This is a genomic window from Nioella sediminis (genome assembly GCF_001879695.1).
GTDB classification, from domain to species: domain Bacteria; phylum Pseudomonadota; class Alphaproteobacteria; order Rhodobacterales; family Rhodobacteraceae; genus Nioella; species Nioella sediminis.
This window is the reverse complement of the sequence record NZ_MNBL01000172.1, coordinates 16,637-28,057: the sequence shown is the minus strand read 5'-3', so window position 1 is coordinate 28,057 and position 11,421 is coordinate 16,637. Positions and strand designations below refer to the sequence as shown.

The window sequence follows — 11,421 nt, the reverse complement described above, 5'->3', positions numbered from 1 at the left end:
TCGCAAGCCTCCGCCAGTTTCGCGGTCAGCCCGTTCAGGATGAAATCGGTAACCGGCATGTGATAGGGCGTTGTCTGCTGCCCTTGCTCCATCGGTTCGGGCGAATGCGCGCCGCCGAAGCGTTTCGCGCCCCCGGTGCCGGAGCTGATCTTGTGCGCGGTTCCGGCTCCCTTGGCATCAACGCCCTCTTCGACATTTACACCCGGTTTGCCACCCATCTCGGCGTAGTAGTTGGCCTTGCGCACCTCCAGCGGGTCGAGCCCTAGGGAGTGGGCGATGTGGTCCATCACCCTCTCGATCCCAAGAACCCCCTGCGGGCCGCCGAAACCGCGATAGGCGGTGGCGCTTTGGGTGTTGGTGCGCAGCCGGTGCGAGGTGATGCGCGCGGCAGGAAGGTGATAGGCGTTGTCCGCATGCAGCATGGCCCGGTCGGCCACGGGCAGCGACAGGTCAAGCGCCCAACCGCAGCGGGTCATCTGCACGAAATCGACGCCGGTCAGCTTGCCATGGGCGTCGACGCCCGCGCGGTAGTCGATGCGGAAATCGTGCCGCTTGCCGGTGATCATCATGTCATCGTCACGGTCATAGCGCATCTTCACGGGCCGGCCCGTGCGATCCGCGACCATGGCGCAGGCGATGGCCAGATGATTGCCCTGGCTTTCCTTGCCACCGAAGCCACCGCCCATGCGGCGCACCTCGACCCGCACCGCATTCATCGGGCGGTGAAGGGCATGGGCAACCTTGTGCTGGATTTCCGAAGGATGCTGGGTGGAGCAATGCACCACCATATCGCCGCCTTCCTGCGGCAGGACCAGTGCGGCCTGACCTTCGAGATAGAAATGCTCCTGCCCGCCCATCTCGATCCGGCCTTCGATGATATGCGTGGCGCGGGCGAGGGCCGCGTCGACATCGCCTTTTTCATAGATACGGGGGCCATCCTCGAACCTTGCATCGGCTGCAAGCGCCTGTTCGATGGTGAGGATCGGTTCCAGTTCCTCATACTCGACCTGCGCCAGACGGGCCGCCTTGCGCGCGGCAAGATGGCTGGTCGCGGCGACGAGGAAGAGCGGTTGTCCGAGGTAGTGGATAGAGCCATCGGAGAGCAGCGGCTCGTCATGGGCAGACGGCGAGCAATCCGGGATCTCGTCGAAATCCTCACCGGCCAGCACCATCACCACGCCGGGGGCCGCGCGCACCGCGTCGAGGTTCATGGAGGTGATCCGGCCATGGGCGATTTCAGCCATGCCGAAGGCCAGATGCAGGCAGTTCGCAGGCACCGGGATGTCATCGACATAGCGGGCCTGACCGGTCACATGCAGGGGCGCGGCGTCATGGGGCAGGGATTTGTGAACGCTCATGCCGACACCTCCAGCACATTGGACAGGGTGCCCTGATCCTCATGGAAATAGCGCAGGAGCATGTTGGCGGCAGTCTCCAGCCGGTAGGCGGCGGAGGCACGCATATCGGTGAGCGGGGTGAAATCCTGCCCGTAGGCGGCCATCGCGGCGCGCACGGTGTCCTCCGTCCATGGTTGGCCGACCAACGCGGCCTCGGCCGTTGAGGGGCGTTTCGGAATGCCCGCCATGCCGCCATAAGCGAGCTTCGCGTCGGTCACGGTGCCGTTCTCGACGGTGACGCTCAGGCAGCCGCAGACGGCGGAGATATCCTGATCGAAGCGCTTCGACAGTTTGTAGCAGCGCAGCCGGTCGGGTTGCGCGGGGATGGTGATGCCCTCCACGAACTCGCCTGCGTCGCGGTCCTGTTTGCCGTAGTCGATGAAGAAGCTTTCCAGCGGGATGGTGCGGCGGCTGTCGCCCTTGCGCAGGTGCAGCTCCGCCCCAAGCGCGATCAGCGCAGGCGGGGAATCCCCGATGGGAGAGCCATTGGCGATATTGCCGCCGATGGTGGCGGCGTTCCTGACTTGCGTGGACGCAAAGCGGCGCAGCATCTCGGCGAAGGAAGGATGGCGGGGCGCGATGGCAGCGTGCAGGTCCGTGAGGGACACCATCGCGCCCACATGCAGGCCCGTCGCGTCTTCCGAGATCGTTTTCAGGTCGGCGCAACCGCCGAGAAAGGCCACCGGCGACAGGTCGCGCAGCATCTTCGTGACCCAGAGGCCCACATCCGTGGCCCCGGCAATGAGCGTGGCTTCCGGGTTTTCGGCATACCAGTCCGCCAGTTCATCGCTGCTGGTAGGGGCGAAGGGCAGGGGGCTGGCGTCCAACGCGGCCACAGCGTCTCGGTCTGTTTGCATCCATGCGGGCACGGGTTCAGACGCGGCGGCCTCAGCCGCGCGGATGATTGGCGCATAGCCGGTGCAGCGGCAGAGGTTTCCTGCCAGCACATCGTCGAATTTCGTCTCGCCATTGGTGTGGGCGGCTGCCAGCGAGGCCACGATCCCAGGCGTACAGAACCCGCATTGCGACCCGTGATGCTCCACCATTGCGGTTTGCACCGGGTGCATCTGCCCGTCGGGGCCGGAAATGCCCTCAACCGTGCGCACGGCCTTGCCGTTCAGTTGCGGCAGGAACAGGATGCAGCCATTGACGGCCTTCGACCCGTCCGCATCGGTCACCACCACGGTGCAAGCCCCGCAGTCGCCCTCGTTGCAGCCTTCCTTGGTGCCGGTGAGGCCCTGCGTCTCGCGCAGCCAATCCAACAATGTTCGGGTAGACGGCTGATCCGTAACCCGGACCGGCGCGCCGTTGAGGAGGAAAACAACCTCGTCAGTCATTCAATTCTCGTGTCGCCTTCTTTTCGGAGGGGCTTTGCCCTCATTTGCGCTGGCCCGATGCGACGTAAAGCCTATGCGCGCTTCCCTGTTGGTGTGGTCAGGAAAGCGGCTTTTTGTCTCTGTGGCAAGCGATGCGGCGCATTGCAGCACAAAAAGACTTTCAGGTTTCTTGCGAAAATGAGTTGGATTCCCGCAAAGAGGTGAAAGATCAGGCTGTCTTGAAACGGGCGCCGTCCAACCACGGGGCTGGCAGCGCGTTTGGTGCTGCGCTAGCCTCGCACCATGAGCAGCGCCCCCCGATTCATCCATCTCCGCCTTCACACCGAGTATTCCCTTCTGGAAGGGGCCGTGCCGGTCAAGAAACTGGCCGGCATGTGCGCAGGGGCCGGGATGCCCGCCGTGGCGGTGACCGAGACGAACAACATGTTCTCGGCTTTGCAGTTTTCCGAACTGGCGGCGGGGGCCGGGGTGCAGCCCATTGTCGGCTGCCAGATCAGCGTCGATTACGACCCGCCTCAGCCGGGGGAAAAGCCGCGCGCGTCCGCGCCCGTGGTGCTGCTGGCCCAGAACCGGGCGGGATATGAGCATCTGATGAAGCTCAACACCTGTCTCTATCTGCGCGGCGATGGATCGCTGCCGCATGTGACGCTGGAGGAACTGGCCACCCATTCCGACGGGCTGATCTGCCTGACCGGTGGCCCCGATGGCCCCATCGGCCGCTTCCTGCGCAACGGGCAGCGGGCCAAGGCCGAGGCGCTGATGGGGCGGCTGAAGGGCATCTATGGCGACCGGCTCTATGTGGAACTGCAACGCCACCCCGGTGAGGGTGGCCTGCCAGAGGCGGAACAGCAATCCGAGCGCGGCCATGTGGAAATGGCTTACGCGATGGACCTGCCGCTGGTGGCCACCAACGATGTCTATTTCCCCAAATCCGATATGTACGAGGCCCATGACGCGCTGCTTTGCATTGCGGATGGTGCCTATGTGGATCAACAGGAACCGCGCCGCCGCCTGACCCCGCAGCACTATTTCAAGACGCCCGAGGAAATGGCGACGCTGTTTGCCGACTTGCCCGAGGCGCTGGAAAACACCGTCGAGATCGCCCGCCGCTGCGCCTTCCGGGCGCGGACGCACCCGCCGATCCTGCCCAAATTCGCCGATGATGAGGTCAGCGAATTGCGCCGTCAGGCCAATGAAGGCCTTCGGGCACGCCTGGCGGTGATCCCCCATGCGGTGAGCGTCGAGGAATATCAGCAGCGGCTCGATTTCGAGCTGGATATCATCGAGGGCATGGGCTTCCCCGGCTATTTCCTGATCGTGGCCGACTTCATCCACTGGGCCAAGGAGCACAGCATTCCCGTGGGTCCGGGGCGGGGGTCCGGCGCGGGTAGCCTCGTGGCTTATGCGCTGACCATTACTGACCTTGATCCGCTGCGCTATAGCCTTCTGTTCGAACGCTTCCTGAACCCCGAACGGGTTTCGATGCCCGACTTCGATATCGACTTCTGCATGGACCGGCGGGAGGAAGTCATCCGCTACGTGCAGGAAAAATACGGGCGCGAGAAGGTGGGCCAGATCATCACCTTCGGCGCGCTTCTGTCAAAGGCCGCCGTGCGCGATGTGGGGCGCGTGCTGCAAATGCCCTTCATGCAGGTAGACCGCCTGTCCAAGATGATCCCGGTCGAGGGCGTGAAGCCGGTCTCGATCGAAAAGGCGCTGGCTGATGAGCCCCGCCTACGCGAGGCCGCGCGGGAAGAGGAGGTGGTGAAACGGCTGTTGGATTACGGCCAGCAGGTGGAGGGGCTGCTCCGGAACGCCTCGACCCACGCGGCGGGCGTGGTGATCGGGGACAGGCCGCTCGATGAGCTGGTGCCGCTCTACCAGGATCCCCGCTCCGATATGCCCGCGACCCAGTTCAACATGAAATGGGTGGAACCCGCCGGGCTGGTGAAGTTCGACTTCCTCGGTCTGAAGACCCTGACCGTGGTGCAAAACGCCATTGACCTCATTCACGGGCAGGGGCGTGACCTGCATGTCGGGCCGGACGGGACGCAGCTTTACGCGCCGCCCGCCGGGGCCGAGAACCAGATCAACGCCATCCCGCTGGATGACGAGGCGACCTACAAGCTTTATGCCTCCGCCAAAACCGTCGCCGTGTTCCAGGTGGAAAGCTCGGGCATGATGGATGCGCTGCGGCGCATGAAACCCACCTGTATCGAGGATATCGTGGCGCTAGTGGCGCTTTACCGTCCCGGCCCGATGGAGAACATCCCGACCTATTGCGAGGTCAAGAACGGGCTGAAGGAACGGGAATCCGTTCACCCGCTGATCGACCATATTTTGGAAGAAACCCAGGGCATCATCGTCTACCAGGAACAGGTGATGCAGATCGCGCAGGTCATGGCCGGGTATTCCCTCGGCGGCGCCGACCTGTTGCGCCGGGCCATGGGTAAGAAGATCGCCGAGGAGATGGCCAAGGAACGTCCCAAATTCGAAAAGGGGGCGATGGAAAACGGCGTCGACAAGAAAAAGGCGTCGGAGGTCTTCGATCTGCTGGAGAAGTTCGCCAATTACGGCTTCAACAAATCCCACGCGGCGGCCTATGCGGTGGTCAGCTACCAGACGGCCTGGCTGAAGGCCAATCATACGGTGGAATTCATGGCCGCCGTCATGAACTGCGATATCCACCTGACCGACAAGCTGAATGTCTACAAGCAGGAGGTTGACCGGCTGGAGATCGAGACCATCCCGCCTTGCGTCAACCGCTCTGCCGCGATGTTCACCGTTGATAAGGGCCGCGTCGTCTATGCGCTGGGTGGGCTCAAGAATGTGGGCGTCGAGGCGATGCGCCTGATTGAAGACGGCCGCGCCGGGCAGCCCTTTGCGACCCTCTTCGACTTTGCCCGCCGGGTGGATCTGAAACGGGTCGGCAAGCGGCCCCTGGAGATGCTGGCCCGCGCCGGGGCGTTTGATGAGCTCGACCGCAACCGTCGCCGGGTCTTCGAAAGCCTCGATGCATTGGTGGGGTACTCCGCCGCGATCCATGAACAGCGGAACTCCAACCAGGTGTCCCTCTTTGGCGAGGCGGGTGACGACCTGCCCGAACCGCGCCTGCCCAACCCTGCCGACTGGCTGCCCAATGAGCGGCTGGCAGAGGAGCACAAGGCCGTTGGGTTCTACCTGTCCGGCCACCCGCTCGATGACTACATGCCGGCGCTGAAACGCAAGAAATGCATGACGCTGGAGGAGGTTGCCCTTAAGGTTCAGGGCGGGGCTTTCGTTGCCAAGATGGCCGGGTCCGTGTCCTCCCGGCAGGAACGCAAAAGCCAGCGCGGCAACCGGTTTGCCTTCGTGCAACTGTCGGACCCGACGGGGCTTTACGAGGTCACCATGTTCTCCGAGGTGCTGGAGGCGAGCCGCGAGTTTCTCGACAGCGGGTCCAATGTGGTGATCACGGCGGATGCAACCTATGAGGGTGAGCAGCTGAAACTGCTGGCCCGTACAGTGCAACCGGTCGATGGGGTGGTGGCCGATGCGGGCGGATCGGGCCTGCGGATCTTCATCGAGGAAGACGTGGCGATCCCTGCCGTGGCGGGACTGCTGGACCGCGCGCGGGGAGAGGCCAAGCTGAAAGGCCGCGGGCCGGTCAGTCTCTGCCTGCTCAGCCCTGAATTGCCGGGGGAAGTGGATGTGCTGTTGGGTGAGGATTTCCCCGTGAACCCGCAGATCAAGGGCGCGTTGAAAAGCCTTGAGGGCGTGCTGATGGTGGAGGAGATCTGAGTTGGATCGGATGGGTTGCCTTTGAGCCGAACTCGTGTTGAGAACTCCTATATGGACGATCCCAAGGCTTCGCTTGGGTATTTGGTAATGAGTTAGGAGTGATGCCAGATGTTGGTTTTTTCCCCGCGCCGATCCGCGATAGGCCGCAAAACGAGTGTTCCGTTGCTTCTGATCACCTGCCTTGCGGCGTCCTGCACGCCGAGTGTTGAAACGAGCCAACGCGGGGATCCCGGTTGCATGTTCCAGCCAGGTTCACCGACGTCCTGCACGCGGATTTATGCCTGCATTGGAGGCGAGGATATCCTTGCAGGTCGAGCGGTCGGATGGGAGGAAGGCGTGGTCGCCGCCACCATGTCCAACGGCGCAAGCTGTGAAGGGACGTTTCAGGCCACCCGACAGGGTGGAACGGTTTCATTCACCTGCGATGATGGTCAAAGCGCGGGCCTGAATTTCACGCTGGCCGGCAACAGGTCCAGCACCGCTATCGGCATCGGAAGAACAGATCAGGGCCGCACGATTCAAGGTTGGACCGGCCCCGCCTTGCGAGAGTATTTTAGCAACACAAACGGCGGGCAACTGCCTGTTTGCGGTGGTCAATCCATCCAACCGGTGTGAAGGCATATCGGGATCCCGTCTTGCAGGTTGCGGGTCTGCGACCTAACCCGTCCCAACGGTCAGCCCCAACATATCCATCCCTTGTGTTTTCCAGAAATGCAGCAGGTCGATGAACAGCTAGGTCCCGGCCAGCTTCTCCCGCTTTCGCCGCTCCTCTGCCAATAGATCTCTGCGGGAGCTGTTTTGTCCATCTTGAGGGCCGCTTGCCTGCCCAAAGCGGCATCTGGCGCACCAGCGAGGGCCCGGGTTCACTCTCCACCGAAACCTTAGCAAGGCTCAACAGGGCGTTTTCTGGACGAAGACACGGGGAACGCCGAGGATTGGGAGTTCAGGTCGGTCAGCTGTCCGCCGATGGTCGCCGCATCGACTGGCCCGGGTCCGGGTGGATACGCGCGGATTGACAGCGACCGGGGCGACAGGGCGCCCTTTGGCGCATCGGTCAACAATCAACGCTCGACCGTGCGCTGTGCGGCGGGCAGCGTGATGCAGCGTGTTCATCTTGCGGGGGCGCCGGTGTGATTTGGCAATTGCGGCCCACCCCCGAATCGGCTGTACAACGCCGGAGCGTTCACGGCCAGCGGACCGGGGACGAACATGGAGGGCGACCGATAGGGGCCGTAATCGAATCCTTGCCGCTTGGCATTCTGGCCGCGGCGCTGGCGATCACCTTCTTCGGGGGCGTGGTCAAGGGCGTGGTTGGGTTTGCCCTGCCGTTGATCATGATCTCTGGCCTCAGTGCGATCATGCCGCCGGAAATCGCGCTGGCGGCGCTTCTGCTGCCCGCGGCGCTGACCAACATGTGGCAAGCGTTTCGGCAGGGTCTGGGGGCGGCGGCGCAGTCTCTGCGCGGGCATTGGCCTTTCATGCTGATCGGGCTCGGCGTCATGGCGGTTGCTGCGCAGATGGTTCTGGACGTGCCGCAATGGGCCTTCTTCGGGATCATCGGGGTGCCGGTGGTGATCTATGCCAGCCTGCAACTGATGGGCCGGCCGATCCGGGTTCCGGCGCGGCGGCGGGGTTTGGCGGTGCTGCTGTTCGGCGGGCTTGCCGGGGTTCTGGGGGGCTTCGCCGCGGTTTTCGGACCGCCGACGGTGGCTTATCTGATGTCGCGCGACGCGGAAAAGGCAGAGCAGGTTCGGGTGCAGGGGATGATGTATTTCCTTGGCAACGTGCTGCTGTTCGGGGCGCATCTGCGATCGGGCGTGCTGAATGCGGACACGATCCCGCTGACGGTGCTGATGCTGCTGCCTGCGTTCGCGGGGATGTGGCTGGGCTTCAAGCTGCAGGACCGGATGAACAAGGCGCAATTCCTGCGGGCCACGCTGGTGGTGTTGCTGATTGCCGGGCTCAACCTTGTGCGGCGGGCTGTTTTCGTGTGAGTTCCCGTCGGGGAGGAGAATGGCATGCCGATTGACTTGAAGGATCTGCCGGAACGGATCGAAGGGCCGGGGGCCTGGATGGGGGCGGAGATGGCCGCGCATCCCGATCGCTGGCTGATGATGCTGACGCCGGAAGATGTTGCCGATCTGGAGCGGGCGGCACAGGCCTTCCTGGCGACCGGGGCTGATCTGGGGCAGATCACGGCGGAGGCCTTTCCGCTGCGGCACTTCGCGGGCCATGTGGCGGAGCTACAGGAGAAGATGCGCAGCGGCAGCGGGGTCGAGGTGATCCGGGGGCTGCCGATGGAGCGCTATGATACACGGATGGCGGCGACGATCTTTTGCGGGATCGGGGCGCATATCGGATCGGCCCGGTCGCAGAACGCGGCGGGGCATGTGTTGGGCCATGTGCGCAATGTGGGGGCCGACCCTGACGACCCCAATACGCGGATCTACCAGACGGCAGCGCGGCAGACCTTTCACACGGACAGTGCCGATGTGGTGGGGCTGATCTGCCTGCGCAACGCGAAAGAGGGCGGCGACAGCCTGCTTGTGAGTGCCGAGACGATCTACAACCGGATGCGCGCGGAGCGGCCCGATCTGCTGGCGCTGCTCTTCGACCCGATTGCGACGGACCGCCGGGGAGAAGTGCCCGAGGGCATGAAGCCATGGATGGAGATCCCGCCGCTGAGCTGGCATGACGGCAGGCTGACGGTGTTCTACCAGCGGCAATACATCGACAGCGCGCAGCGGTTCGAGGGGGTGATGCGGTTGACACCCGCGCATGTGGAGGCGCTGGACCTGTTCGACGCTTTGGCCAATAACCCGGATCTGCATTTCCGGATGCGGCTGGAGCCGGGGGACATGCAGTTTGTCTACAACCACGCGCAGCTGCACGACCGGACCGGCTTCACGGACTGGCCGGAGCCCGAGAAGCGGCGGCATCTGCTGCGGCTGTGGCTGTCCCTGCCGGGGGACAGGGAATTGCCGGACTGCTTTGCCGAACGGTATGGGACGATCGAGGTGGGCAACCGGGGCGGGATCATCGTGCCGGGAACGAGGTTGCACGCACCGCTGGATTGAGCGGGCCTAAGCCGCTTCGAAGCGGCTTGGAAACGCGGTTTCGAAGGGCCTTGGCTGCGCTCTGAAATCAGCTGATCGCTGCCGCCTTCACGTCGTCGTCAATGAAGGGCACGTATTGGGCGAAGTTCTCGGCAAACATGTTCACCAGCTTCTGCGCCTGTGCGTCATAGGCCTCGGGGTTGTCCCAGGTGCGGCGGGGGTCCAGCAACACCTCGGCCACGCCGGGGCAGGAGACGGGCACGTCGAAGCCGAAATTCGTGTCCTTGCGGAACTCGGCGTCGTTCAGTGACCCGTCCAGAGCGGCGGTCAGAAGTGCACGGGTTGCGCGAATGGGCATCCGGCTGCCGGTGCCATAGGCGCCGCCGGTCCAGCCGGTGTTGACCAGCCAGCAGGTGGCGCCGTGCTGGGCGATCTTGTCACGCAGCATGTTGCCGTAGACCTCGGGGCGGCGCGGCATGAAAGGCGCGCCGAAGCAGGTCGAGAAGGTGGGCTCGGGTTCGGTCACCCCACGCTCGGTGCCCGCGACCTTTGAGGTAAAGCCGGACAGGAAGTGATACATCGCCTGCGCGGGCGTCAGCCGGGCAATCGGGGGCAGCACCCCGAAGGCGTCGCAGGTCAGCATGATGATGTTCTTCGGGTGGCCACCAAGGCCCGTGTCCGATGCATTGGAGATATAGTCCAGCGGGTAGGCGCAGCGCATGTTTGCGGTCAGGCTGTCATCGTCGAAATCGAGCGCGCGGGTTTCGGGATCGAAGACCATGTTCTCGATCACCGTGCCGAACTTCGAGGTCGTGGCGTAGATTTCCGGCTCCGCCTCTTCGCGCAGGTTGATGGTCTTCGCGTAGCAGCCGCCTTCGAAGTTGAAGATGCCCTTGTCGGACCAGCCATGTTCGTCATCGCCGATCAGCACGCGGGCGGGGTCGGCAGACAGCGTCGTTTTGCCGGTACCCGAAAGTCCGAAGAAAACGGCCGCGTCATCGGGATTGTCCACCGCGTGGTTGGCCGAGCAATGCATCGCCATCACGTTCTTGCCGGGCAGGATGTAGTTCAGCAGGGTGAAGACGGACTTCTTGTTCTCGCCCGCGTATTCTGTGCCGCCGATCAGGATCAGCTTCTTTTCGAAGTTGAGCGCGATCACCGTTTCAGTGCGGCAGCCGTGGCGTTCGGGATCGGCGAAGAAGCTGGGGCAGTTGATGATGGTGAATTCGGGGACGAAACTGTCGAGCTCTTCCGCGGCGGGGCGGCGCAGCAGGTGGCGGATGAAGAGGCCGTGCCAGGCCAGTTCCGTCACCACGCGCACATCCAGTCGATGCTCGGTATCGGCGCCGCCGAACAGATCCTGCACGAAATACTCGCCGCCCTTCATATGGGCCAGCATGTCGGCATGCAGCCGGTCAAAGGCGTCGGGCGTCATCGCCGCGTTGTTTTCCCACCAGATCGTGTCTTCGGTCGCGGCGGAACGCACGACATGTTTGTCCTTGGGCGAGCGGCCAGTGAATTTTCCGGTGGTCACCAGGAAAGCGCCACCCTGCCCGAGAGTGCCTTCGTTCTTGCGAAGGGCCGCTTCGATCAGGGCGGGTTCGAGCAGGTTATAGTGAACCGAACCGAGGCCGGAAATGCCTTGAGCGTCCAGTGTCTGGGCCGGGTTCACGCGTCCTGTTGTCATTATGCAAGCTCCTGCGCCGTCTCTGCCCGGCGCCTTGGGTGAAACAGAAGGGGTCGCGGCCGGTAGGGAAGGCCGCTGCGACAGGGGCCATATAACATGGCGTTTTCAGCGAGGAACAGGACGCAATCGCACAGTTAGCGCAACCAAACTCACCTTTTTTCGGG

At 63.5% G+C, this 11,421-nt stretch carries 7 protein-coding genes; 4 read left to right on the top strand and 3 right to left on the bottom strand.

The window, feature by feature from the left end; genetic code table 11:
• Both BKY26_RS18790 and xdhA read right to left on the bottom strand, forming a co-directional pair.
• On the bottom strand, positions 1–1,358 hold a 1,358-nt coding region (locus BKY26_RS18790), incomplete at its 3' end, for a molybdopterin cofactor-binding domain-containing protein (RefSeq protein WP_146632875.1).
• Complete coding sequence (gene xdhA / locus BKY26_RS18785; RefSeq protein WP_071691909.1) at positions 1,355–2,734, bottom strand: xanthine dehydrogenase small subunit; 1,380 nt, start codon at positions 2,732–2,734, stop codon at positions 1,355–1,357. The genes BKY26_RS18790 and xdhA, both read right to left, overlap by 4 nt.
• Before the next feature lie 282 nt (positions 2,735–3,016).
• Between xdhA and dnaE the strand changes: the two genes are divergently transcribed.
• The 4 genes from dnaE to BKY26_RS18770 all read left to right on the top strand — a co-directional run bounded on the left by dnaE (position 3,017) and on the right by BKY26_RS18770 (position 9,591).
• Positions 3,017–6,514, top strand: a complete 3,498-nt coding sequence (gene dnaE / locus BKY26_RS18780) for a DNA polymerase III subunit alpha (RefSeq protein WP_071691908.1) — start codon at positions 3,017–3,019, stop codon at positions 6,512–6,514.
• Between the two features lie 108 nt (positions 6,515–6,622).
• Positions 6,623–7,129, top strand: a complete 507-nt coding sequence (locus BKY26_RS20130; protein ID WP_131541946.1) for a hypothetical protein — start codon at positions 6,623–6,625, stop codon at positions 7,127–7,129.
• Between the two features lie 629 nt (positions 7,130–7,758).
• Positions 7,759–8,508: a sulfite exporter TauE/SafE family protein gene (locus BKY26_RS18775; protein ID WP_227435100.1), complete on the top strand. Its 750-nt coding sequence runs from the start codon at positions 7,759–7,761 to the stop codon at positions 8,506–8,508.
• A 24-nt stretch (positions 8,509–8,532) separates the two neighbouring features.
• Complete coding sequence (locus BKY26_RS18770; RefSeq protein ID WP_071691907.1) at positions 8,533–9,591, top strand: TauD/TfdA family dioxygenase; 1,059 nt, start codon at positions 8,533–8,535, stop codon at positions 9,589–9,591.
• A gap of 67 nt (positions 9,592–9,658) precedes the next feature.
• Here the strand turns inward: BKY26_RS18770 and BKY26_RS18765 are convergent, their stop codons facing one another.
• Positions 9,659–11,257: a phosphoenolpyruvate carboxykinase gene (locus BKY26_RS18765; RefSeq protein ID WP_071691906.1), complete on the bottom strand. Its 1,599-nt coding sequence runs from the start codon at positions 11,255–11,257 to the stop codon at positions 9,659–9,661.
• Positions 11,258–11,421 lie beyond the last annotated feature (164 nt).